We start from the raw sequence: 24,390 nt of genomic DNA on the forward strand, positions 1-24,390 counted from the left end.
ACCAATACTAAATTATGAGTCACAACATCAAACCAGGAGTTGCTACTGGAGACGAAGTCCAAGCAATTTTTAACTATGCAAAAGAAAAAGCTTTTGCATTACCTGCTGTTAATGTAATTGGTTCTAACTCGATTAATGCTGTTTTAGAAACCGCAGCAGAGTTGAACTCTCCTGTAATTATTCAGTTCTCCAATGGAGGAGCACAATTTAATTCAGGAAAAGGCCTTTCTAATGAAGATCAAAAATCTGCTATTGCAGGTGCTACTGCTGGAGCCAGACACGTACACCTAATGGCAGAAGCTTATGGAGTACCAGTAATTTTGCATACTGACCACTGTGCAAAAAAACTACTTCCTTGGATCGATGGATTATTAGATGCCGGAGAAGCATTTTACAAAGAAACAGGAAAACCTCTTTATAGCTCACATATGATTGATTTATCAGAAGAGCCTATCGAGGAAAACATAGAAATTTGTAAGGAGTATTTAGCTCGTATGAGCAAAATGGGAATGACCCTTGAAATAGAGTTAGGAATTACCGGAGGTGAAGAAGACGGTGTAGACAATAGTGATGTAGATGATTCTAAGCTATACACTCAACCAGAAGAAGTAGCATATGCTTATGAAGAGTTAAGCAAAGTAAGCGATAAATTCACTGTTGCCGCTGCTTTTGGAAATGTACACGGAGTATATAAACCAGGAAATGTAAAACTAACACCTAAAATTCTTAAAAATTCTCAAGAATTTATCTCAGAAAAATATGGAGTCGAACATAACCACATCGATTTTGTATTTCACGGAGGAAGCGGTTCTTCTTTAGAAGAAATTAGAGAAGCTATAGGGTATGGTGTAATTAAAATGAATATTGATACAGATCTTCAATTTGCATTTAATGAAGGTATTCGTGATTATATGACCACTAAAATCGAATATCTAAAAACGCAGATTGGTAATCCTGAAGGTTCAGAAGAACCAAATAAAAAATATTATGATCCAAGAAAATGGTTACGAGAAGGAGAAATCACCTTTAAGAGCCGCCTTAAAAAGGCATTCGAAGATTTAAATAATGTAAACACATTATAAAGACTGAAAACCAAGCTGAGACTTATTTTTTTTGTAAGTTTCAGCTTTTTTAATACAACAACTTTATGGCTTGGTTTAAGAGAACACAAAAAGGTATACAAACAGCTACAGAAGATAAAAAAGATGTCCCTAAAGGACTCTGGTATAAATCTCCTACAGGAAAAATTGTAGATGCGGAGCAATTAGAAAAAAACTTTTATGTAAGTCCGGAAGATGGCTATCATGTTAGAATAGGCAGCAAAGAATATTTTGAAATATTATTCGACAAAGGTGATTTTAAAGAATTAGATAAAAATCTTTCATCAAAAGATCCTCTTAAATTCGAAGACAAGAAAAAGTATGTTGATCGTTTAAAGGATGCTGAAGAAAAAACTAATTTAAAAGATGCTGTACGAACTGCAGTAGGAAAATCAAACGGAAATGATCTCGTTATCGCCTGTATGGATTTTTCTTTTATTGGTGGTTCAATGGGTAGTGTTGTTGGTGAAAAAATTGCCAGAGCGGCAGATTACTCATTAAAACACAACATACCATTTATGATTATCTCCAAATCAGGAGGTGCCCGTATGATGGAAGCAGCATTATCTTTAATGCAATTAGCCAAAACTTCTGCTAAACTTGCACAACTAGCTGATGCAGGTATTCCGTACATATCATTATGTACAGATCCTACTACAGGAGGTACTACCGCTTCCTTTGCTATGTTAGGTGATATCAATATTGCAGAGCCCGGTGCTTTAATAGGTTTTGCAGGACCACGTGTAGTGAGAGATACAACCGGAAAAGAATTACCAGAAGGGTTTCAAACATCCGAATTCTTGTTAGATCACGGGTTTTTAGATTTTATCACTGCTCGACAAAACCTAAAACAAAATATCAATCTATATTTAGATTTAATTCTTAATAGACCATTAGCTAATTAAAATAGCTATATCCACAAATAGAAAAAGCGAGCTGAATCTAATTTAGTTCGCTTTTTCTATTTATTTATTATTCCATCAAACATTAATTGTTTTTTTTCTAAACAACAATAAGTTATACACCCTATAAAAAAGGGGTTTATACCGCTTACATATCTAAATCTCCCTTTGTAGTTTTACATTGCAATAGACATATCTATTCCCTTATCATCCAAACTTAGCATTATTATGCATTGCACGTCCCATTTCTTAAAAAAATGAAATTCGATGTAAAACTAATGTGATGAAATTAAAAATAGCAGTATATAATGTAGAGTGGATGCGTAGGTTATTCCATAAAGACGGAACTCCTATCACAACTGGAGATGAAGAAAAACGAAGCCAACAATTAGCACGTATTATCAAAGCGATAAACCCTGATTTTCTTGGAATAGTAGAAGGACCTGACACACTTGCCAATGGCAGTAAAACGGCTTCAATTCAACTCGAAAACTGGGCAATACAGTATGGTTTAAATTCTAATTTCAAAGGAGTACACGGTTACCCATCTAATGGTCAACAGGAGCTATGCGCTTTATATGATAGTTCTAAAATAAAAACAACTTTCACTCCTACTACAGATCCGAAAAATCAATTTAACGAGCCGTTTTTGGTTGACACTACCAATAAGTTAATTAAAGAACAATATAAACACTATAGACCACCATTAGAACTTACGATTAAGAATGTAAATGAAAATCACTTTTCAAAAGTCATAATAGCACATACCAAATCAAAAGGGATATTTGCTCCTGTTGACTATGCCAAATTTGAACAAATTTCAGAACGTGACAGAATGAGACTATATGCTGAATGTATGTCTATCAGGAAAAAGTGTGATGATTATCTTAATGACGGATCAAATGCAATAGTAATGGGTGATATTAATGATGGTATAGGAATGGATTTTTATGAAAACAGATTTAGTAAAAGTGCTGTTGAAATTTTATTGGGCGATGTCTGGGATCCTGACCTTATTCTTAGATCGGTATTACCTAAACCCAAATGGACCAGTAATGGCTGGAAACCTTCATCAAGCAGATATAGAGATCGAATAACCGAAGATTACATTAATGTATTAATAGATCATTTATTAATTAGTAAAAATCTTACTTCTACAAATGCCAAAGTATGGAACCCTTATCTAGAAAAGGAAGACTCACTTATTCAATCAGTTAGTAAAGAACTTAAAGCTGCCTCTGATCATTTTCCTATTGTTGCAGAAGTTGAACAAATATAAAAGAGGATTTAAAAGTGATAACATTATTAATCTATCACTCTTAATCCTCTTTTCAATCATCAACTCAAAAACTTTTTTATAACCTTATCTCAGTTTCTTCTCCATCTTCGTTTGTAAAAATTGCCAGATTATCACAAGATCCATCTCCATAGTTTAATGAACCACTAAAATTAGTACGTACAAGATCCAACTCTCCACTCACTAAAAATCGACAGCTTGCCTCACGTCGCAGTGCCTCTGTTATAGTAGTACTATGTGTGTTTCCGTTTACAAAATTGGTTTCCCAGGCACCAGTAATTAAAAAGACATTGTCTCCCCAATTTCCATTAAACGCTCCTTCTATCCATTCTCTGGTTTTGGTTCCAATTCTGGACGCTTGTGTACCATCAGAAAAAGTCACCGTAAAATCCAAATTCATTGAATATTGAGGATTACCATTTTCATTTGCCTTTTGTCGTGTCACTGTTTTTGATCCCGAAAACTGAACATCATCAACAAAAAGATCTTCTAGCGTATAATTAATCACCAGCACCATCGCATCAGGATCCGCATCGTACGACATAATTATCTTTCCTTTAATTAAATGCCCCCTAACTTCACATCCTTCAGAACCAAAATCAACCGTTACTGTTTTAGAGGTATCCGTTATTTCAACAGTAATCGTTACACACTCTGGTAAGAAAGGATGAATAGCACTCTTATTAGCGCTTTCTTCAAATTCATACACCTGCAAAAATGTATCACTCAATACTTCTGTAGAATTATCAAGTTTTGCAGTAAGCGCTGCTTCTTCCTGGTCAAAAGATTCTACTATTTGATCAGCAGATTCATTGTTATCACACCCAACCCAAACCACTGATAAGAATGCAATCAAACTAAATTTTAAAAAGTTGTTCTTCATCGTATTTAATTTTTATGTTACTATCCTAAGACTAAATATTTTAGATAAGGTTTAATCCAAAAGTATTTTTTTACATAAAAAGCAATTCTAACTCAAAAAGTATTATATTTGCACGCTGATAGCAGAATGCTATTTATACATAAAAATCATTTAAATAATATTGGAATGTATTTAACAAAAGAAGTTAAAGAAGAAATCTTCGCAAAACACGGAAAAGGAAAAAATGATTCCGGTTCTGCAGAAGGACAGATTGCATTGTTTACACACAGAATTACTCATTTAACTGAGCACTTAAAAAAGAATCGTAAAGATTTTAACACAGAGCGTTCTTTGGTAAAGCTAGTAGGTAAGCGTAGAGATTTACTAGATTATCTTAAGAAAAAAGATATTATGAGATATCGTGCAATTGTAAAAGAATTAGGATTAAGAAAATAATAAAAGAGAGGCTTCGTGCCTCTTTTTTTAATTATAACTATTATTTTTAAGAAAAACATTCGAACCCATTGGTAAGAATGACGCCTTAGTTTTTCATTGGTCGACATAAACTACAACAACAACACAACCTTGTCCGTCCAAGCAAGACGGAAACCAATGTTTAATTAAGCCTGTCGCTGGTATGCTTATTATTAAAGTCCCAGTATGCGCAGGCTAGAATCAAAAAAATTATGATTCCACAAGTTTATAAAGAGGTTATCGACTTAGGTGATGGAAGACAAATCACCCTCGAAACCGGAAAATTAGCAAAACAAGCTCACGGGTCTGTTGTTGTTCAATCTGGCAAGTGTATGTTATTATGTACAGTTGTTTCAAACTACAAGCAAAGCGATGTAGATTTTTTACCTTTAACCGTTGATTATCGTGAAAAATTTGCTGCATCTGGTCGTTATCCTGGCGGTTTTTTCAAAAGAGAAGCAAGACCAAGTGATGGTGAAGTTTTAACAATGAGATTAGTAGATCGTGTATTACGTCCACTTTTCCCTAAAGATTATCATGCAGAAACTCAGGTAATGATCCAGTTAATGTCTCATGACGAAGATGTTATGCCTGATGCAATGGCAGGACTAGCTGCATCTGCAGCTATACAACTGTCTGATTTCCCTTTTGAATGCGCTATCTCAGAAGCTCGTGTAGGTCGAGTAAATGGCGAATTTATTATCAACCCAACCAGAGCGCAATTAGACGAATCTGATATCGATATGATGATTGGTGCTTCAGCAGATTCTGTAATGATGGTTGAAGGAGAGATGAAAGAAATCAGTGAAGAAGAAATGGTTGAAGCCATTAAATTTGCTCACGAACACATAAAAATACAATGTGCTGCTCAAATTAAATTAGCAGAGGCTTTTGGAAAAAAAGAAGTTAGAGAGTACGAACCTGAAAGAGAAGATGAAGAGTTAGCTCAAAAGATTCAAGATATGGCGTATGATAAAGTATACGCTATTGCAAAAGCAGGTTCTTCTAAAAAAGAACGTGGTTTAGCTTTTTCAGAAATAAAAGAAGAAATTACTGCTACATTCTCTGAAGAAGAATTAGAAGATTTTGGAGATTTAGTAGCCAAATACTTAAGCAAAGCAGAAAAAGCTGCTATTCGTGATCTTACTTTAAATGAAGGGTTACGTCTTGATGGTCGTAAGACTGATGAGATACGACCTATCTGGTGTGAAGTTGATTACCTACCTTCTACACATGGTTCTTCTATATTTACCAGAGGAGAGACACAAGCTTTAGCAACTGTAACTCTAGGTACTTCAAGAGAAGCAAATCAAATAGATATGCCATCTTATGAAGGTGAAGAAACATTCTATTTACATTATAACTTCCCTCCTTTCTGTACAGGTGAAGCAAGACCTATTAGAGGTACTTCTCGTAGAGAAATAGGACACGGAAACCTAGCACAACGTGCATTAAAAGGTATGATCCCAGAAGATTGTCCTTATACTGTACGTGTGGTATCAGAAGTATTAGAATCCAATGGATCTTCTTCTATGGCTACAGTTTGTTCAGGAACTATGGCATTGATGGATGCTGGTGTACAAATGGTAAAACCAGTTTCTGGTATAGCTATGGGATTAATTTCTGATGGTGATTCAGGAAAATACGCGGTTTTATCAGACATTTTAGGTGATGAAGATCATTTAGGAGATATGGATTTTAAAGTAACTGGTACATCAGATGGTATTACTGCTTGTCAAATGGATATTAAAGTAAAAGGTCTTTCTTATGAAATTCTTGTAAATGCTTTAAAACAAGCTGCCGATGGTCGTTTACATATTCTTGAAAAATTAACAGATACTATAGCAACACCAAATGCAGATGTAAAACCACACGCTCCAAAAATGGTAACCAGAACAATTCCTGGAGATTATATTGGTGCTTTGATTGGTCCTGGAGGAAAAGTAATTCAAGAATTACAAAAAGAAACTGGTACTACTATCGTTATTAATGAAGTTGATGAACAAGGAGAAGTAGAAATTCTAGGTACTGATCAAGAAGGAATCAATGCCGTATTAGCAAAAATTGATGCTATTACTTTTAAACCAGAAGTAGGAAGCGTATACGAAGTTAAAGTAGTCAAAATGTTAGATTTTGGTGCTGTAGTAGAATACACAGATGCTCCTGGAAATGAAGTATTATTACACGTTTCTGAATTAGCTTGGGAACGAACAGAAAATGTTAGTGATGTTGTTAAAATGGGCGATATTATTGATGTAAAATACTTTGGAATTGATTCAAGAACTCGAAAAGAGAAAGTTTCTAGAAAAGCCTTACTCCCAAGACCACCAAGGCCAGAAGGAGATAAATCAAGAGGTGATAGAAAACCAAGACAAGAAAAAAAGGATAATTAATAATCTTTTTTCACATATAAAAAAGTCCGATAATAAGTTATCGGACTTTTTTTTATAGAAGCACATAAAGTCAAAAGTATTATTTCTTACATAATTAATTAGGGAATCTCAAATTTCCTATACTAGGGTTTATGCTCACCGAAGTTATAGCCAACGCAAAAAAACCAGTTAAAACCACCGGAATCGCCAAAGTTTTAACATAAGAAAACTTCCTTCTTCTAATCTCCTCTATTTCCGAGACAGGAATTTCTACTTTTGTTTTATCAATTACTGCAATGATTTCTGTTGCCGTAGCATCTTTAATGATCACCTTTTTCTTCTGATATTTTTTTGTAGTAATCTTATACTTTTTATTAAGTCGTATTTCGTCTGCCATTACATTCATACTTCGATAGCTATGACAGCTAATACAAAACATAACAATCCCCAAAAACAAGCAAACCTTTTTAAAAAAATACTTGTCTAGTTCTGCTTTTTTATTTCTTTTTTTAAAAATTGGAAAATCGTTTTTAAAATTTATCATAAGAATTGATTTTTATTGTTTAGTATCTCAAACCTACTTCTTATCGACTCAATAAAATCTCAAAAAATAAAGGAGAATAAATTATTATTTGTGATTATCACAAGATCAACCTTTAAATTGCCAGTTAATAAATGGCAGGGAGCGTTTCGAATTTCGATTCCAGAGTCCCAATTGAATCCCTCGTTGATCATTACTTTTATTAAACAACCCTATCTGAATTCCGTGTAATCGTTCAGAAACATTAGAAATCCCTAACTGAAGCCCATTACCTTTTACAGAAAAATTAGAAAGTGCTGCAATCTGGACGCCATTTGAAACCCCAGAACCGTTAAGTACAGGAGCTATTGATATTCCGTTTAACCTATTTGTTGCAGAAAAAACTGAAATATTCAACCCATTAAAATTAGTTCCATTCATAAAGCCTCCAACACTAAGATTTAATCCATTCATGGTTAATTGAGTAGTCTGATAATCATTTGAATCTAATATATGCATATCAGTACCATCTTTATAAGTTAACCCCATAAGAATGGATCTAAAAGGAATTTCAAGCCCAAAAGACATCAATAATAAAGGTGCGGGATGTAACACATCAATATTGATCCCGTTAATTTTTTGGTGATTTATTCTTTTGTTTTCGTAATGCCCTGCTCCTACTACCAATCCATTAACTTGTGTTATCTTGGAGTGTATTGGAGAAAAACTGAAAATTTTAGGAGGTTGTAATAAAGAATCCTTTTTCTTTTCCTGCCCAAAAACAGATACATAAACTAAGAGTATCAAAATAATCAATCGTGTTTTCATTTGTATAATTATTAAAATTCAACACGTCAAAACTATTGCGATAAAAGCAACCTTAAACTGGATTAGCACAAGTTGAGAAATAGTTTTTTGTGATTTTCGCAAAAATTACTTTATTTTTCTACTTTACTTTATGCCTTTTACCACTCTTATCACTAAATTTAAACAATGATTCAAGAAGCTTTTTTAGAACTAATCAAAGCCCAGCTTACTCAAAAAACTTCACTAATAGAAGAAGTCGCCACAGTTTTAGATATCAGTTATGACGCGGCACATCGAAGAGTAAGTAAAAAAAGTAAGTTATCACTTGATGAAGGAATTTCTCTAGCAAAGTATTTCGGAATCTCTATAGATCAATTATTCTCAAATGAAGAAGAGCATATTGTTGCTGTTAAAAAAACCGCTCCAGTAACAGATATAGAAAGTTTATTAGCTTATTATATCAATTCATACAACTCTCTTCTACCTCTTGTAAATGACACAAGTGTAGAAATGATTTATTCTGCAAAAGATTTACCAATATTTTATACCTCTGGAGATAACATTTTGACACGATTTAAAATGTATGCCTGGCTAAAGATACTGAGCCCAAATGTCCCTGAATTATCATTTAGTAATTTCAATCCTTCATTATCTTTGCTGGAAGCTGCCAAAAAACTCGGAAACCTTTATAATAACTTCAATTCGACTGAAATATGGGATATCACTACCATCAACAGCACATTAAAACAAATACATTTTTATTTTGAATCTCATTCTTTAACCTCAAAAGATGCGCTGGCCATCTGTGATGATTTACAGGAATTGATCTATAATATTTCTAAAAAAATTGTCTCTCAAAAAGATACTTTTAAATTTTATTACAACGAGTTACTTCTCATGAACAATAGAGTTTTGGTAAAATCTAAAAGCTTAAAATCACTCTATGTACCTTTTACCATTCTATCATATTATCGCACCAGTGATGTAAAAACATGTAACCAGGCTGAAGATTTTTTAAAAATACAAATGGAAGGCTCTAAACTGTTAAGTACCGCAGGAGAAAAAGAAAGAAATATGTTTTTTAATAAAATGAATAAAAAGATTGAAGCATTAAGAACACTTATTACCGCAAATAGTGTTTTAGAGTTCGAATAATTGTGTAATGAATATCACAATTATGCGACTAATAAGTAACAAGTGATATTTAATAAAAAGAGCAGATCAAAAAAAATATTTATCTTTTTTGTAACATTTTCATAACATTATACGTATAAGAAAATAAAAGCCCTAAATATTCACAAAATTAAATTTCAAGGAGATATATAAATGAGACAACTTAAAATTACGAAGCAGGTTACGAATCGTGAGACTGCATCGCTGGATAAGTATTTGCAGGAAATTGGTAAGGTAGACCTTATTACGGCAGATGAAGAAGTAGAATTAGCTCAAAGAATAAAAGCTGGTGATGAGAGAGCCCTTGAAAAATTAACAAAAGCAAATCTTAGATTCGTAGTTTCTGTTGCCAAGCAATATCAAAATCAAGGACTTACACTTCCTGATTTGATTAATGAAGGTAATTTAGGATTAATTAAAGCAGCTAAGCGTTTTGATGAAACTCGAGGATTTAAATTTATTTCGTATGCTGTATGGTGGATTCGTCAATCAATCTTACAAGCACTAGCAGAGCAATCTCGTATTGTTCGTTTACCACTAAATAAGATTGGATCCATTAATAAAATAAATAAAACATACGCTTTCTTAGAGCAATCTCATGAACGTCCGCCAAGTGCAGAAGAAATTGCAAAAGAATTAGATATGACAATTAATGACGTAAAAGAGTCTATGAAAAACTCTGGACGTCACGTAAGTATGGATGCACCTCTTGTAGAAGGAGAAGATTCTAACCTTTACGATGTACTTAACTCTGGAGAATCACCAAATCCAGACAGAACATTACTACACGAATCACTTCGTACAGAGATAGAACGTGCTTTAGAAACTCTTACTCCAAGAGAAGCTGATGTGATCAGATTATATTTTGGACTTGGAGATCAGCATCCTATGACACTTGAAGAAATTGGTGAAACTTTTGATCTAACTAGAGAGCGAGTTCGCCAGATTAAAGAAAAAGCTATTCGTAGATTAAAACATACATCTCGTAGTAAAATACTAAAAACTTATTTAGGATAATATTTTATTTCCTAAATTGCGGTTACAAACAGTTTTATAACATAACTGTTCGTTTTTTGATTGATGAATGACCTCCGGCTGATTACCGGAGGTTTTTTCTTTTCAAAGAATTTCGTTATATTGTAGTGACAATCGTCGATAATCCCCTTCCCCTTAATATTTAAGAAATAAAGCTTGTATCTAATATTTGATGCAAGGTTAAAAAATCGTATCTTTAGTATACACCCAAATCTCCAAGGGCTATGAGATGTGCAATAAGTTATGTCAGTACCGCCAATCGATATTTATTAGATTCTGAAATAGCTGATCTAATGGAGTTTGTTGAACTTTATAATAACACAAGTGGAATCACCGGGATTTTAATTTATTCAGACGGCAATTTTTTTCAAGTGCTTGAAGGCGAAACAGAGCTTGTTCACTCTCTATTTAATAAAATAAAATGTGATCCAAGACACCACAACATTATTAAAATACTTGATGATACCATTTGCGAATCTTCTTTTACAAAATATCACTCTTTTTTCACTATCAATCAGGATAATCGAGGTAATAAAGAATTACAAAGCTTTCTTAATAGCGAAAAAACAAATAACCCTGATTATTTTAAAAGCATTTCTTATCTCACTAAAAAATTTATGAAGCTTTCATAAGATATTATTTAAAACTTAAGTAGTATTTTTGCACGAAACAACACATTTTTTTATGTCTTCAAAACTTATTGCCCCTTCTGTTCTTGCAGCTGATTTTGCAAACTTACAACGCGATGTAGAAATGATTAATCAAAGTGATGCCGACTGGTTTCATATAGATATCATGGACGGTGTTTTTGTCCCTAATATTTCTTTTGGTATGCCTGTACTTCGAGATATAGTTAAACACGCTACCAAAACTATTGATGTGCATCTGATGATAGTTGATCCAGATCGTTATATAAAAACTTTTGCAGATTTAGGCAGTAACATACTTACTGTTCACTATGAAGCCTGCACACATTTACACAGAACTTTACAAGCCATAAAGGCTGAAGGTATGAAAGCTGGTGTAGCAATAAACCCACACACTAATGTAAGTTTATTAGAAGATACTATCAATGATATCGATTTGGTATGTATAATGAGCGTTAATCCAGGTTTTGGAGGACAATCTTTTATTGAAAACACCTATAAAAAGGTGAAACAATTAAAAGAAATTATCGTTCGAAATGGAGCGAATACCATGATAGAAATTGATGGTGGAGTAACCAACAAAAATGCGAAACAACTTGTTGATGCTGGAGCAGATGTATTAGTCGCTGGTAGTTATGTATTTAAGAGTGAAGACCCTATCCATACGGTCAAAGATTTGAAAGCGCTTATATCTTAATGAAACATATTGATCTAATAATAATTGGTGGTGGCCCTATTGGTATTGCTTGTGGTTTAGAAGCTAAGAAAAAAGGTATTGATTATCTTATTATCGAAAAAGGGCCTATCGTTAATTCATTATTTAATTACCCGATCAATATGCAATTCTTTTCTTCTTCTGAAAAATTGGAGATTGACAATATTCCATTTATCAGTAAAGAAGCAAAACCCAAACGTAATGAAGCTCTGGAATATTATCGTAGGATTGTTACTTCTAATGATCTAAACATAAATTTATTTGAAAAGGTGACTACTGTACAAAAGCAAGAATCTCTTTTCTATATTACTACAGAAAAAGAAAAATACACCTCATCTTATATAGTTGTAGCAACTGGTTTTTATGATTTACCTAATACACTTAATGTGTTAGGAGAGGATCTACCTAAGATATCCCATTATTACAAAGATCCTCATTTCTATGCTAAACAAAAATTAGCTGTTATTGGAGCCAGTAACTCTGCGGTAGACGCCGCACTAGAATGTTATAGAAAAGGTGCTGATGTGACTATGATTGTAAGAGGCCCTGAAATCGGAAAACGTGTAAAATATTGGGTGCGCCCTGATATCATAAACAGGATCGAAGAAGGAAGCATCAAAGCATATTATAACACTACGGTAAAACATATATTACCAGAAGAAGTTATTCTTACCACTCCTGAGGGAGAAGTAGCTATCAAAAATGATTATGTACTGGCATTAACAGGATATCAGCCTAATTTTGAATTTCTTAAAAAAATAGGGATTCAACTTTCTGATGATGACAAATTATATCCTCAATATAATGAAGACACTATGGAATCTAATGTACATAACCTTTATCTCGCCGGTGTAATTTGTGGAGGTATGGATACCCATGTTTGGTTTATAGAGAATTCAAGAGTTCATGCTAAAACCATTTTAAAATCAATCGAAACTAAAATAAAAAACATATCATAATAAAAATGTATTAACAGAAATAGAACACCAAATAATAAAATTACACGTAGTCAAGTTTTTATTGGTTGTATCATAATACATTTTCTAATCTTTAATTCGGGTTAAAGTTTTTATATTTATAATAACTAAAGCAAATAAGCATTTTTAAGATGCAACAGCCCGTTACACCATCTTTTGACACCTGGACTTCTCTTTTTTTATTGGTAAGTTCTTTTGGCTTCTTTTTGAGCGTTATTTTGAGTATTCGCAAAAATAATAGAAGTAATAATTTGCCAATTATCTTACTTGTATTAGGATTTTCATGTATTCTACTTTATTATGTACTGATTTGGACCAATTACAAATACACTTATCGATACTTATATTTTTTTGACACCACTTGGTATTTAACCTTTGGCCCTTTATTATATAGCTATATCACTAGATTTTACAATAATATTTTTCGTATAAAGTGGTATCATTTTGTTCCTGCAATAGCATGTTTTATAATCAATGCATATTATTTTGTACAATCCAACGGCTTTCAAAACTTAACCGAGCATAAAGATGAATCTTTATATTATTTCTTTAGAGTTGTAAATCTTCCGTGGTTAGCAGCGTTATCTTTTATAATTTATCTAATAACTATAAAAGATTTTATTTCCTTTCACAAAACCAATAAACGTTCTCAATACGAGGTTTTAAGAGATAAATGGTCTACCTTTTTATTATGCTTTTTCTTTGTTTTTGCATTATCATATATAAGTTATTACGTCCTTGTACGATTTTCATTTTTTAGCATTCACTGGGATTATGCTATTTCTTTTTCTATGTCTTTGGCCATCTACGCGATTGGTTATACGGTATACAAAGAACCTTCAATTTTTAATGGTGAACTACTCTCTAATTTATTCCTAAAAGAATCATCTCTACAAGAATTCACAGAAGCAACCAAAGAAGAATTTTACTCCAAACTACTGTCATACATTTCTGTAAACAAACCTTATTTAGACAATAATTTACGTTTAGTACAATTAGCGGATAAAGTGGGGTTTTCTAGTCACACCTTATCCAAAATAATAAACGAAAAAGCCAACAAGAACTTTAATCAATTCATTAATGAATATAGATTACAAGAAGCAGAAAAACTTCTCCTTGAAGATTCATCAATCAGTATAAAAACTATTTATTTTGATGTAGGTTTTAATAATAAAGCCACTTTTAATACCGCTTTTAAAAATAAATTTAATTGTACCCCTTCAGAATACAAAAAGAAATATCTGGCAATACAAGACCGATAAATAAGTAAAAAATTATAATTCTAAACCTCTTCTTTTTGAGGTTTAATGAACTTTAATCTCATAAATCTTAAAATCCTAAGCTTATGAGAACTTTACTATTATTCATCTGTTTTATTTTTACTATTACTGCTTTTTCACAAAAGTTTACACTAATTAAAGATACAGATAACCCTATTATTTCTGATCCTCCTATCAGTGCTACATTTTTTGGTATTTCCTGGACTGATATAAACAATGATAATTTGCTCGACTTATTTTATGCTGGTACTATATATAAAAACATTGGTCATGGAAATTTTGAAGTAATGCCAACCGACATCCCAAACCCTCAAGCTACTTTTTTATCCAGTTGCAGTTGGGGTGATTATGAGAATGATGGAGATCTTGATGTTATATACTCCCGATTTTCTGCGCCTTCAACGTTGCAAACAAGGATATATAAAAACGATGGTACAGGTCATTTCACTGAAGCCAACACCATTTTAAACACCATCAATTCAGGCACCTGGAGTGCTCAATGGTGTGATTTTAATAATGATAGTTACCTGGATTTTATTCTAACGTTTGCAGATGGTTTTTTAAACCCTTCTAGTTTTCCTAATCGATTATATCGAGGCAATGCAGATGGTTCATTTACTGAAGTTACAGAACCTTATGAATTTCTTACTACAAAAGCGCCGTATACGGTATCCAACTGGATTGATTATGATGAGGATGGAGATAGAGACTTATTTATCGCTAGTGGACCGGCTGCAGGACCTAGTGGAATTGCCCCTGATTTTTTGTTCAAAAATTTACAAATAGAAAATGGTCAAGAAGGTTTTGAACGAATCCCGACCACCGAACTTTCTTTTGCTAATGATCCTCAAGACGGACAATGTTATAATGCCATCGATTATGATAATGATGGAGATCTTGATTTTTGTCTTACTAACTTTTCTGGGGTAGAAAATAAATTTTATGTCAATCAAGAAGGAACTTATATAGAAACACCAACTCCATTTACTCAGGTTAATGATAACAATCTATCTAATGTATGGGGTGATTTTGATAATGACGGTGACCAGGATGTTCTAATAACTGATTCTGGATGTCACGGTAGTGGATATTTTGTAAATAACGGTGATGGTACTTTTACAGAAAGAAAAAGAAATATCATTAACCTTGATTCGAGAGCTAACTCTACCGGAATCACTGTTGGAGATTACGATAATGATGGAGATCTTGATTTTTTTGCTGTTGGAGCAAATTCTAAAGCTCTTTTCAGAAATGATTTAAGAATTAAAAGACGTTTTGTAAACATCAAACTTATTGGTAACCCTTCTAACAAAGCCGCATTGGGTGCCAGATTAGAATTAACTGCTAGAATAAACGGACAAGAAGTAACCCAAAAGCGAGAAATCTCAGCCTCAAACTCTTTTATGGGGCATAACAGTCTAAGAGCACATTTTGGGCTTGGGAGAGCCCCTAGAATTAGTAAACTAAAAATATATTGGCCTTCTGGTAATGTAGATACATTCTCCAATCTAAGAGTAAATAAATTTTATACTATTGAAGAAGGAAAACCTATTTCTTTACCTATTAAAAAATCCGATGAAAAACTCGATTTTAACATTGCCCTATTTCCAAATCCCACAGAAAATTCTGTTACCCTAGGACTTGATAAAACAGAAATAAATACTCCAATCATCATTAACCTTGCAGATGCAGCCGGACGTATCATTTCTAAAAAAACTTATGATATTCAGGAAGAAATTGTACTCGATACAACTTCCTTATCTCCTGGAAACTATTTCATAAACATATCAATTAACGAACAAAGATTTGTGGAAAAATTAGTCATCAAATAATTTTCCTTTTTATTCAAAAAGAGGCAGATATTTTAAAATATCTGCCTCTTTTATTATATCAGTTAAAGATTAACTATTTAATCTCCGCTAAATCTAGATAAGATACTTAGTATATACCAGAACAACAACATCAATGATGCAAACAACCCAAGAGAAGCAGCTACATATTGATCTTCAGAATATCTATGTACCATATTAGATGTTTGGTATAATATGGATCCCGCTGCTAAAACTACCATTCCAACACTAAACCAAAGTCCCAGGTTAAAACCAAAAAGAGTTCCTGCAATGATGAGTCCTAAAGCAATAAAAAATCCTATCGTAAGTATAGAGCGTAAAAAAGAAAAGTCCTTTTTTGTTAACAATGCAATTGCCGATAAACCTGTAAACAATCCTAGTGTAAGAATTGCTGCTTGATTCAGGATATCTGCGCCTCCATTTTCGGCAATAACCATTGCGATAAAAATTAATGGAATAAAAATAAAAGCTTCAGCAACTACATATAACAATAAGGCTAGATATTGTTTGTTTCTATCATGACTCCTAATTGCCATTTTTTCAGCATAGCTAGTAACAAGCATAAAACCACCTAGCATAACTAACCAAGTCCATCCTTGAGTAAGAGATAATGCAAATTCTAATAATACTGGTATTTGAAAAAATGCCCACTCTACGATTATAAATAACAACACTGCCATTGCCAAATGAGTGTATGTCTTTTTATAAAAAGCTACCCTCTTTTCATCAGTAAGCGTATTCACTAATGGCATCTGATGTTGAAATCCTTCTGTTTGTTCCATTTTAAATTAAATTGTTTAGTACAAAGTGTAAATATAATTGTTTCTATAAGTATAGTACTATCAAGAAACTGTTAATATCAAAAGTATCTAAAATTGAGCATTTGTCTTACATATTCGTAAATAACAGGAAAGTGTTTTTTTAATTCTTGTGGTGACTCCATAAATAATTCGACCACAACCGCAACAAATTCAAATTTATCTGTAAAAGCGTATTCTCTTATTATTTCTGTTTCTATCATTTTATCTCGCACTTCTTTTGAACCAAGATGTTTCTCTAATTCCAAGAAGGTGTCATAAAAAATTTCTGCACCAATATCATTACTTTTTATAGCGTTATAATGAATGGCATGCGTAATCTCATGAATGCCCAAATTTATTCCGTCTTCTTTATGTGAATTTCCTTTCTCAAAATCTTCCCAGGATAATACTAACGCTTTTGATCTGGGATTGAATTCTCCTTTGTTTTCTGTTTGATTAAGAATTGAGAAATATGATGAAGGATAAAGGATAATAGTATTTACATAGTTTAACAAGTAATTACGCATCCCAAAAGTTAACTGTATAACAGTCATGGCAATCTTCATACGCATGATATCATCTACCTGCAATCCATCTCTACCCACAAAATTAGTAGTTTTTAAAAATTTTGCTGTGCGATGTTCAAAATATGTTTTTCTCTTCTTATCAAGCTGTTTGTATAGCTTATTTGTGGATAGTAAAGATTTTTGATTTGAAGGAAGCTTTTTAATTGGAATATAAAAATGTATAAAATATGGTTTTTTATACATTTTAACATATAACGTCTCTAAATATCTGGACACATAGTATGTGCATATCAAAAGCATCGCTGTTAAAAAAACCATAGCGAGAACTTGATACGATCCAGCATCAAACGATTCCTGAAACATTAGAAAATATGCTATAATAAAAATCAAAAAGGATTATAAGTAGGTTAAATCAAGTACAAAATAGTGTTTTTAGGATTAATATCCTGCTAAAACAAATATTTAACGTTGTTTTTATTCAATATAGTATAGATCAGAGTTAATTATTTTTTATTTGATAGCCTCTCTATAAATCAGGAGAATTAGGAAACAGCCCGTCGAATTTATTTCATAATACAATCGTTCTTTTGAATTGTCTACCTATTAATTATTTTCCTACAATCTTTAAAATTCTGATGTATTTAAAAAAACAAAAAATCCCGAAACAAATGTTTCGGGATTTCTAATTTTCTGTGGGCGCGAAGGGATTCGAACCCCTGACCCCTTGGGTGTAAACCAAGTGCTCTGAACCAACTGAGCTACGCGCCCTTTATTTAATTTCGCAACCCTTGTTCCTGATTGCGGATGCAAATATAAGACAGTTTTATACTCTACCAAAAGTTTTTTGAAGAAATTTTAAATTATTTCTGCCACTACAAAAGTACTTCCACCAATATAGATTACATCTTGTTTTGTAGCATTCTGTTTTGCAGCATCATATGCTTCTTGAACGTTACTATAATCCTTTCCGATTAATTTAAATTTTAACGACTTTTCTTTTAGTTTTTTTTCATCTAAGCCTCTTGGGATATCTGGTTTGACAAAATAATACCTTGCATCTTTAGGAAACAAAGGCAAAATTGTATCTAAATCTTTATCATTAACTACTCCCAAAACAATATGAAGATTTTTATACGACTCTCCAGATAATTGTTTCATAACAGGTATTAAACCATCCTCGTTATGAGCTGTATCGCATATAACTTTAGGTTCATTTTGTAATATTTGCCATCTCCCTAACAATCCTGTATTTTTTACAACACTACCTAACCCGCGTTTTATCGTTTCTTCTGAGACATTCCATCCTTGATCTCTAATTACATCCATCGTCTTTAAAACGGTACGAATATTCTCTTTCTGATAGTCCCCTTTTAGGTCTGATGTATATGTTTTATCATTTAAATCCTCTGCAAAATGTAGTTTACTATCCAAAGACTTAGCAATATCTTTAAAAACTTCTACTGTTTCTTCTTGATATCTTCCTATTACTACTGGGACATTTTTTTTAATAATTCCAGCTTTTTCACCTGCTATTTCAGTCAAAGTATCTCCTAAAAACCGTGTGTGATCTAATCCTATATTAGTAATAACTGATACTTGGGGTGTAATAATATTTGTAGAATCTAATCTTCCACCTAAACCGACTTCAATAATAGCTATATCAACTTTGGAGCTAGCAAAATATTGAAATGCCATTCCTACGGTCATTTCAAAAAACGATAGTAAATTTTCTTCAAAATATGATTTATGCTTTTCTATAAAATCAACCACATACTCTTCACTAATGGTTTCTCCATTAACTCGAATGCGCTCTCTAAAGTCTTTAAGATGTGGTGAAGTATATAATCCTACTTTGTATCCCGCTTCCTGCAGCACAGAAGCTAACATATGGCTTGTAGAGCCTTTACCATTAGTACCTGCAACATGAATACTTTTAAATTGTCTTTCGGGATTTCCTAAGTATGTAGCTAATGACAGCGTGTTGGTTAAGTCAATCTTATACGCTACTGCTCCTTGACGTTGATACATTGGCAATTGGACATACATCCAATCCAGCGTTTCTCTGTAATTCATAGAATAATTATTATTCAGAGAGTTTAAATTGATAAACGATGGTTCCAACTTGTTTTGTCGGTGCTTTAGAATCGCTATTGAATCGAGTAGCTAATGCAGCTCTTTTTGCTGGTTCTAATAAGCAAGAAGCACTATTAGTTGTTCCTTTTACTCCAGGAGTAGCTCGAATCACCTTTCCGTTCTGATTTACTTCTATTTTTACTACAACAATCCCAGATTCATTACACTCCTGAGTAATTTTTTTCTTATTTAAAGCTTTCCTACCACCTAATCTATAATTACCATCTCCATCTAATCCTTGTCCTGTACCGTAATATGATCTGGCGTTAGGGTCCCCATTGGGATCTCCTTTATCTCCTGCTTTATTATCATCACCTTCTCCTCCTTTTGCAGTACCATCACTTTTGGGACCATTTGAAAAACTATCTAATATATCTAATGTGGATTTATCAGGTTTAGGATCTGGTTTTTTCTCTTCAACTTCTTTTACCGGTTCTTTTTTAACTGGCTTGTCTACTGGTTTTTTATCGGTAGGTTTATCCTTTGGTTTTTCTTTGGGTTTTTCTACCTTTTTTTTTGGTTTCTTCTTCGGTTTCTTATCTATTACCGGAGCATCTTCGATATCCTGACTTATGACTTCATCCTGAATCTCAGGAACTTCTTCCTGTGGTTCTGGTGTTACCGGAGTTGGTTCTGGTGTTGTTTGTTTAGGAGATGATTTAATTGCTTCTTCAGGCTGAACTTCTCCTGCTCCAGTAGCTGTAGTTCCAAAATTAACAGCGATACCACTTTCTGGAGGGGGATCTAAATAGGTAAGACCTAGATAAAACAATAAAAAGATAATGGCTACGTGTAAAATAGTAGTCAATATAAATGATTTCTTTTTATGTTTTGTATCTAGCTTTATCATATAATTATTCTGGTCTTACTGCCAGTATTACTTTAAACTTATTTCGATTAGCAATATCCATTACTCCCACTGCTTTTTCAATGGGCACTCCTTCTTCTGCTCTGAGAATAATCGTTGGTTCATTTTGACCAGCTAATTTGGATCTTAATGTAGATTCTAATCTACTTTGACTAATTCGCTCATCATCTACATAATACTGTAGTTTATTAGTTATACTAACTGATATATTCTGAACATTTGAACTTTTACCCTTCGCTTTTGGTAATATCAAATCCAGTGCTTCTGGTGTTATTGCCGGTGATGTTAATAAGAAGAATACCAATAACAGAAATACAATATCTGTCATAGAACTCATACTAAACTCCGGGCTTACTTTATTTCTTCCTCTTAAGTTCATATTATGCCGGTTCGTTCAACAGATCTAAGAAATCTACAGCATTTGCCTCCATAGTATGAACCACTTTATCTGTTCTTACTACCAAATGGTTATATCCAATATAAGCAACAATACCTACAACTAATCCCGCAACTGTAGTTGTCATTGCTGTATAAATACCTTCTGCCAGCGTTCCCATATCTGCACTTCCTGAACTTGATGCCAGATTATGGAAAGCTAAAATCATACCAATTACAGTTCCAAGAAATCCTATCATCGGTGCAGCACCTGCTACAGTAGCTAGAATACTAACGTTTTTTTCTAACTTATATACTTCTAATCTACCAGCATTTTCGATAGCTTTATTAATATCTTCTAATGGATGACCTATCCTTGAGATACCTTTTTCTGTCAATCTTGCAACTGGATTATTTGTTTGAGCGCATAATATTTTGGCAGCTTCAATTTTACCACTTACTACATTATCTCTAATTTGATGCATAAAACTTTCATCATATTTTGAAGCTGATTTAATTGCAAAAAGTCTTTCAAAATAAATATAAACTGCAACAAAAAGTAGTACAAAAAGAACTGCTATAATCACAACTCCTCCTGTTCCTCCACTAAGGAGCAGTTCCATTATTGATAATGTTTTTTGTTCTACTTCCGGATCAATTTCCTTGGCCTTCTGGGCAAAAGAGCCAAGCATAAATAAATGCGTCATATGTTCTTGTTAATTTAGTGATTAGTATACTAACGTTATTTCTATAGGTTAAGTATAAATGTCTTTTTCGTTTACAGAAAATATATAATTCCTAACAACCCTACTCCTCCTAATACTATTGTATAAGGAAATGCCATTTTCACCATTCTTCCGTAAGATAATCCAATTAAAGGAGCTAAAGAAGAAGTTAGTAAAAATAAGAACGCCGCCTGACCATTAGGTGTTGCAACACTTGGTAAATTTGTTCCTGTATTGATCGCAATTGCCAATTCTTCAAATTGTTCTCTGGTAATAGCTCCGTTATCAAACGCCTGCTTAACCTCTCCTATATATACTGTAGCCACAAAGACATTATCACTGATCATTGACAGGACTCCATTTGCAACATAAAACATAGAAGGTTGTTTAGCCGGATCTAAAGATAATGCCCAATCAATAATTGGTGTAAAAAGATGTTGATCATGGATCATCGCTACAATGACAAAGAATACTACTAGTAACCCTGTAAATGGAAGAGCTTCTTCAAAAGCTTTACCTAACTGGTGTTCTTCTGTAATACCCATAAAGGCAGTCTGTACGATAATTAAGGCCAATCCTATAAAACCAACAGGGGCAAGATGCAAAGCCAATCCAATAATTAATAATATTGCAGAGATCGCTTGAACAATTAAACCATATTTTGATTTATCTGATCGATTTGCTTCTTCTTCTTCTGTATAACTTTCTATAATTTTTCTAGCAATTGGTGGAAGTTTCTCTCCAAAACCAAACCAACCTGTAAGCTCTAAAACTATAGTAGTTAAAAGTCCTGCTCCTAATACGGGAAGTGAAATAGGTGCCATTTTTAGAAAAAACTGGATAAAATCCCATCCCATTCGCTCTCCTATCAATAGGTTTTGTGGTTCTCCAACCAAGGTACAAACTCCTCCTAAGGCAGTACCTACCACACCGTGCATTACAAGACTTCTAAGAAAACTTCTGAATTTACTGAGCGTCTCACCGCTTAACTCTTTTCTATCCAATATCCCATCATCATTAAAATCTGATGCAGGCATAGAATGGATTTTATGATACACGCCATAAAACCCTACTGCTACACTAATCAAAACGGCAGTAACTGTCAAAGCATCCAAAAATGCCGAAAGCACAGCAGAAAGAAAAACAAATAGCAGCGATAAAATCATTTTTGATTTTATTTTAGTAAATGCTTTACTAAATATATACATCAATAATGGTTTCATAAAATAAATCCCTGCTACCATAAAAACTAGTAGTAAAATCACTTCGAGGTTTTGTTCGACTTCGAGAATAACACCTCCTTTGACTCCTTTTCCTAATTCATCGTACACAATTTTACCATGATTCATTTTATACATCGGATGTGTTAATCCTAATGCCAAAGCCTCAATAGCTAATATCCCACCTGATTGTAGAGGATAACATTTAAGTGCCATCGCCAAAGTAAAAATAAACTCGCCAATAAATAACCAAGCGGTCACGGTTGGTCCTAAAACATAGAGGGAAAATACGTTAAAAATTAAAAATCCGATCATTATAGTCTTGAACCATTTCGGACTACTTCCTAGAAAATACTTAAACATAATTTACTTGGGTTAATGCAATTAATATTATAACAATTGTTTGAGGGCAATTTCAAATGCCGTCTTACTTATATTAGTTCTCGTTTGGTTATTAGTATATGTATTTTGAATTGCTTTTTTTATGGTTTCTGAAGTGTCTTTAAAGATTGCTTCATCTGTCATTTGAACTCTTCTTTCCATAAAATAAGCAAAGACTCTTGCCATTCCGCAATTAGAAATAAAATCAGGAATAAGACTTATTCTCTCATCTGTATATTCCATAATAGGACCAAAAAAGATTTCTTTATCAGCAAAAGGAACATTAGCTCCACAAGAAACAACTTCAAGTCCAGAATTAATCATTTGGGTAATCTGATCTTTTGTTATTAATCTGGAAGCTGCACAAGGAGCAAAAATCTCTGTAGGTAATGACCATATCGTATCATTCATTTCCTCAAAAGGAATTAATGTCTCACTATAGAGTTTATTTCCTTTTTTATTAAGATATAACTGTTTTATTTCTTCAAAAGAAAAACCATCTTCATTTATTAATCCACCAGCGTGATCAATTATACCCACCACTTTGGCTCCCATTTCTGAAAGATAATACGCTGCAGCAGATCCCACATTACCAAATCCCTGTACAACAGCTCTTTTTCCTTTTACATCTCCTCCATAAATATCATAATAGTGACGTACTGCCTCTGCTACTCCATATCCAGTAATCATATCTGCTACTGTATATTTTCTGGATACATCAGGCGAAAAGATTGTATTTTCTAAAACCTTAATAACGCCCTGTCTTAATTGCCCTATTCTATTTATTTTATCAGCTTCTGTAGGTTGAAAATGTCCATTAAAAACTCCTTCCTGAGGATGCCAAACTCCACAATTCTCTGTTATTGGAATAACTTCATGAATTTCATCGACATTAAGATCTCCTCCTGTACCATAATAACTTTTAAGAAGAGGTGAAACGGCTTTATACCATCTTTCTAATACTCCTTTTTTCCTAGGATCATTAGGATCAAAATTGATTCCTGATTTTGCTCCTCCTATTTCGGGTCCAGAGACAGTAAATTTCACTTCCATTGTCTTGGCTAAAGACAATACCTCATTCATATCTAATCCTTGACGCATTCTGGTACCACCTCCAGCGGCACCTCCTCTTAGTGAATTTATAACAGTCCACCCTTCTGCATCAGTCTCAGAATCTTTCCAGTTAAAAACTATTTCTGGAGTTTTATTTTCGTATTTTTTTAATAATTCTTTCATTTTTAAAATTTCAATTTATTGAATAAATCACTTTTAGTTTCATCTGCTTCAATACTATTTTTTTCAAAATCAGACGAAATTGATCAATAACACTGATGATTGACATCAATCTAA

23 protein-coding genes and 1 tRNA gene are annotated in these 24,390 nt (G+C 33.1%); 12 read left to right on the plus strand and 12 right to left on the minus strand.

What is annotated here, in order from left to right; translation table 11 throughout:
- The first annotated feature begins 14 nt into the window (after positions 1-14).
- From fbaA to U0D62_RS24580, 3 genes are all read left to right on the plus strand, one after another.
- Positions 15-1,082, plus strand: a complete 1,068-nt coding sequence (fbaA, locus tag U0D62_RS24570; protein WP_322290016.1) for a class II fructose-bisphosphate aldolase — start codon at positions 15-17, stop codon at positions 1,080-1,082.
- Between the two features lie 65 nt (positions 1,083-1,147).
- A complete protein-coding gene (accD, locus tag U0D62_RS24575) occupies positions 1,148-2,005 on the plus strand; it encodes an acetyl-CoA carboxylase, carboxyltransferase subunit beta (protein WP_322290017.1) in 858 nt (285 codons plus the stop codon).
- A gap of 280 nt (positions 2,006-2,285) precedes the next feature.
- Positions 2,286-3,281 (plus strand): endonuclease/exonuclease/phosphatase family protein, encoded by a 996-nt coding sequence (locus U0D62_RS24580; RefSeq protein WP_322290018.1) that lies wholly within the window; start codon positions 2,286-2,288, stop codon positions 3,279-3,281.
- Between the two features lie 76 nt (positions 3,282-3,357).
- Here the strand turns inward: U0D62_RS24580 and U0D62_RS24585 are convergent, their stop codons facing one another.
- Entirely contained in the window at positions 3,358-4,182 is an 825-nt protein-coding gene (locus tag U0D62_RS24585) for a hypothetical protein (protein WP_322290019.1), read from the minus strand.
- A gap of 165 nt (positions 4,183-4,347) precedes the next feature.
- Between U0D62_RS24585 and rpsO the strand changes: the two genes are divergently transcribed.
- Together rpsO and U0D62_RS24595 are read left to right on the plus strand one after the other, a co-directional pair.
- On the plus strand, positions 4,348-4,617 hold the full coding sequence (gene rpsO / locus U0D62_RS24590) for a 30S ribosomal protein S15 (protein WP_034241373.1): 270 nt from the start codon (positions 4,348-4,350) through the stop codon (positions 4,615-4,617).
- 230 nt (positions 4,618-4,847) lie between these two features.
- Complete coding sequence (locus U0D62_RS24595) at positions 4,848-7,028, plus strand: polyribonucleotide nucleotidyltransferase (RefSeq protein WP_322290020.1); 2,181 nt, start codon at positions 4,848-4,850, stop codon at positions 7,026-7,028.
- A gap of 94 nt (positions 7,029-7,122) precedes the next feature.
- Here the strand turns inward: U0D62_RS24595 and U0D62_RS24600 are convergent, their stop codons facing one another.
- Positions 7,123-7,551: a hypothetical protein gene (locus U0D62_RS24600; protein ID WP_322290021.1), complete on the minus strand. Its 429-nt coding sequence runs from the start codon at positions 7,549-7,551 to the stop codon at positions 7,123-7,125.
- Between the two features lie 105 nt (positions 7,552-7,656).
- Positions 7,657-8,355 (minus strand): LA_2272 family surface repeat-containing protein, encoded by a 699-nt coding sequence (locus U0D62_RS24605; RefSeq protein WP_322290022.1) that lies wholly within the window; start codon positions 8,353-8,355, stop codon positions 7,657-7,659.
- Between the two features lie 165 nt (positions 8,356-8,520).
- Between U0D62_RS24605 and U0D62_RS24610 the strand changes: the two genes are divergently transcribed.
- The 7 genes from U0D62_RS24610 (at position 8,521) to U0D62_RS24640 (ending at position 15,993) form a co-directional block, all read left to right on the plus strand.
- Positions 8,521-9,489, plus strand: a complete 969-nt coding sequence (locus U0D62_RS24610) for a helix-turn-helix domain-containing protein (RefSeq protein ID WP_322290023.1) — start codon at positions 8,521-8,523, stop codon at positions 9,487-9,489.
- 171 nt (positions 9,490-9,660) lie between these two features.
- Complete coding sequence (locus tag U0D62_RS24615; protein WP_024772554.1) at positions 9,661-10,524, plus strand: sigma-70 family RNA polymerase sigma factor; 864 nt, start codon at positions 9,661-9,663, stop codon at positions 10,522-10,524.
- Between the two features lie 242 nt (positions 10,525-10,766).
- Complete coding sequence (locus U0D62_RS24620; RefSeq protein WP_322290024.1) at positions 10,767-11,174, plus strand: BLUF domain-containing protein; 408 nt, start codon at positions 10,767-10,769, stop codon at positions 11,172-11,174.
- 52 nt (positions 11,175-11,226) lie between these two features.
- Complete coding sequence (gene rpe, locus U0D62_RS24625; protein WP_322290025.1) at positions 11,227-11,886, plus strand: ribulose-phosphate 3-epimerase; 660 nt, start codon at positions 11,227-11,229, stop codon at positions 11,884-11,886.
- Positions 11,886-12,863 carry a YpdA family putative bacillithiol disulfide reductase gene (locus U0D62_RS24630; RefSeq protein WP_322290026.1) on the plus strand — a complete coding sequence of 326 codons (978 nt, stop codon included), beginning with the start codon at positions 11,886-11,888 and terminating at the stop codon, positions 12,861-12,863. Before rpe ends, U0D62_RS24630 begins: the two co-directional genes overlap by 1 nt.
- A gap of 149 nt (positions 12,864-13,012) precedes the next feature.
- Positions 13,013-14,143: an AraC family transcriptional regulator gene (locus U0D62_RS24635; protein ID WP_322290027.1), complete on the plus strand. Its 1,131-nt coding sequence runs from the start codon at positions 13,013-13,015 to the stop codon at positions 14,141-14,143.
- Between the two features lie 83 nt (positions 14,144-14,226).
- The gene (locus U0D62_RS24640; RefSeq protein ID WP_322290028.1) at positions 14,227-15,993 is read left to right on the plus strand and encodes an FG-GAP-like repeat-containing protein; all 1,767 of its coding nucleotides are present in this window, start codon (positions 14,227-14,229) and stop codon (positions 15,991-15,993) included.
- Between the two features lie 77 nt (positions 15,994-16,070).
- Here U0D62_RS24640 and U0D62_RS24645 read toward each other — a convergent pair whose 3' ends face one another.
- The 9 genes from U0D62_RS24645 to U0D62_RS24685 form a co-directional block, all read right to left on the minus strand.
- Positions 16,071-16,793 carry a Bax inhibitor-1/YccA family protein gene (locus tag U0D62_RS24645; protein WP_322290029.1) on the minus strand — a complete coding sequence of 241 codons (723 nt, stop codon included), beginning with the start codon at positions 16,791-16,793 and terminating at the stop codon, positions 16,071-16,073.
- Between the two features lie 77 nt (positions 16,794-16,870).
- Entirely contained in the window at positions 16,871-17,701 is an 831-nt protein-coding gene (locus U0D62_RS24650) for a zinc-dependent peptidase (protein WP_322290030.1), read from the minus strand.
- 330 nt (positions 17,702-18,031) lie between these two features.
- A tRNA-Val gene (locus U0D62_RS24655) sits at positions 18,032-18,106 on the minus strand.
- 87 nt (positions 18,107-18,193) lie between these two features.
- Entirely contained in the window at positions 18,194-19,411 is a 1,218-nt protein-coding gene (locus tag U0D62_RS24660; protein WP_322290031.1) for a bifunctional folylpolyglutamate synthase/dihydrofolate synthase, read from the minus strand.
- A 10-nt stretch (positions 19,412-19,421) separates the two neighbouring features.
- A complete protein-coding gene (locus U0D62_RS24665) occupies positions 19,422-20,321 on the minus strand; it encodes an energy transducer TonB (RefSeq protein WP_322290032.1) in 900 nt (299 codons plus the stop codon).
- A 4-nt stretch (positions 20,322-20,325) separates the two neighbouring features.
- Positions 20,326-20,718, minus strand: a complete 393-nt coding sequence (locus tag U0D62_RS24670) for an ExbD/TolR family protein (RefSeq protein ID WP_322290033.1) — start codon at positions 20,716-20,718, stop codon at positions 20,326-20,328.
- 1 nt (position 20,719) lies between these two features.
- Positions 20,720-21,406 carry a MotA/TolQ/ExbB proton channel family protein gene (locus U0D62_RS24675; RefSeq protein WP_322290043.1) on the minus strand — a complete coding sequence of 229 codons (687 nt, stop codon included), beginning with the start codon at positions 21,404-21,406 and terminating at the stop codon, positions 20,720-20,722.
- Positions 21,407-21,492: 86 nt separating this feature from the next.
- Entirely contained in the window at positions 21,493-23,022 is a 1,530-nt protein-coding gene (nhaB, locus tag U0D62_RS24680) for a sodium/proton antiporter NhaB (protein WP_322290034.1), read from the minus strand.
- A 27-nt stretch (positions 23,023-23,049) separates the two neighbouring features.
- On the minus strand, positions 23,050-24,276 hold the full coding sequence (locus tag U0D62_RS24685; RefSeq protein ID WP_322290035.1) for a Glu/Leu/Phe/Val dehydrogenase dimerization domain-containing protein: 1,227 nt from the start codon (positions 24,274-24,276) through the stop codon (positions 23,050-23,052).
- Positions 24,277-24,390 lie beyond the last annotated feature (114 nt).

Origin of the sequence: Aquimarina callyspongiae (genome assembly GCF_034322225.1) — a bacterium.
Taxonomy (GTDB): Bacteria; Bacteroidota; Bacteroidia; order Flavobacteriales; family Flavobacteriaceae; genus Aquimarina.

Coding starts and splice junctions, on each gene's coding strand:
- fbaA (WP_322290016.1), top strand. CDS start 15: ATGAGTCACAACATCAAACCAGGAGTTGCTACTGGAGACGAAGTCCAA.
- accD (WP_322290017.1), top strand. CDS start 1,148: ATGGCTTGGTTTAAGAGAACACAAAAAGGTATACAAACAGCTACAGAA.
- U0D62_RS24580 (WP_322290018.1), top strand. CDS start 2,286: ATGAAATTAAAAATAGCAGTATATAATGTAGAGTGGATGCGTAGGTTA.
- U0D62_RS24585 (WP_322290019.1), bottom strand. CDS start 4,182: ATGAAGAACAACTTTTTAAAATTTAGTTTGATTGCATTCTTATCAGTG.
- rpsO (WP_034241373.1), top strand. CDS start 4,348: ATGTATTTAACAAAAGAAGTTAAAGAAGAAATCTTCGCAAAACACGGA.
- U0D62_RS24595 (WP_322290020.1), top strand. CDS start 4,848: ATGATTCCACAAGTTTATAAAGAGGTTATCGACTTAGGTGATGGAAGA.
- U0D62_RS24600 (WP_322290021.1), bottom strand. CDS start 7,551: ATGATAAATTTTAAAAACGATTTTCCAATTTTTAAAAAAAGAAATAAA.
- U0D62_RS24605 (WP_322290022.1), bottom strand. CDS start 8,355: ATGAAAACACGATTGATTATTTTGATACTCTTAGTTTATGTATCTGTT.
- U0D62_RS24610 (WP_322290023.1), top strand. CDS start 8,521: ATGATTCAAGAAGCTTTTTTAGAACTAATCAAAGCCCAGCTTACTCAA.
- U0D62_RS24615 (WP_024772554.1), top strand. CDS start 9,661: ATGAGACAACTTAAAATTACGAAGCAGGTTACGAATCGTGAGACTGCA.
- U0D62_RS24620 (WP_322290024.1), top strand. CDS start 10,767: ATGAGATGTGCAATAAGTTATGTCAGTACCGCCAATCGATATTTATTA.
- rpe (WP_322290025.1), top strand. CDS start 11,227: ATGTCTTCAAAACTTATTGCCCCTTCTGTTCTTGCAGCTGATTTTGCA.
- U0D62_RS24630 (WP_322290026.1), top strand. CDS start 11,886: ATGAAACATATTGATCTAATAATAATTGGTGGTGGCCCTATTGGTATT.
- U0D62_RS24635 (WP_322290027.1), top strand. CDS start 13,013: ATGCAACAGCCCGTTACACCATCTTTTGACACCTGGACTTCTCTTTTT.
- U0D62_RS24640 (WP_322290028.1), top strand. CDS start 14,227: ATGAGAACTTTACTATTATTCATCTGTTTTATTTTTACTATTACTGCT.
- U0D62_RS24645 (WP_322290029.1), bottom strand. CDS start 16,793: ATGGAACAAACAGAAGGATTTCAACATCAGATGCCATTAGTGAATACG.
- U0D62_RS24650 (WP_322290030.1), bottom strand. CDS start 17,701: ATGTTTCAGGAATCGTTTGATGCTGGATCGTATCAAGTTCTCGCTATG.
- U0D62_RS24660 (WP_322290031.1), bottom strand. CDS start 19,411: ATGAATTACAGAGAAACGCTGGATTGGATGTATGTCCAATTGCCAATG.
- U0D62_RS24665 (WP_322290032.1), bottom strand. CDS start 20,321: ATGATAAAGCTAGATACAAAACATAAAAAGAAATCATTTATATTGACT.
- U0D62_RS24670 (WP_322290033.1), bottom strand. CDS start 20,718: ATGAACTTAAGAGGAAGAAATAAAGTAAGCCCGGAGTTTAGTATGAGT.
- U0D62_RS24675 (WP_322290043.1), bottom strand. CDS start 21,406: ATGCTTGGCTCTTTTGCCCAGAAGGCCAAGGAAATTGATCCGGAAGTA.
- nhaB (WP_322290034.1), bottom strand. CDS start 23,022: ATGTTTAAGTATTTTCTAGGAAGTAGTCCGAAATGGTTCAAGACTATA.
- U0D62_RS24685 (WP_322290035.1), bottom strand. CDS start 24,276: ATGAAAGAATTATTAAAAAAATACGAAAATAAAACTCCAGAAATAGTT.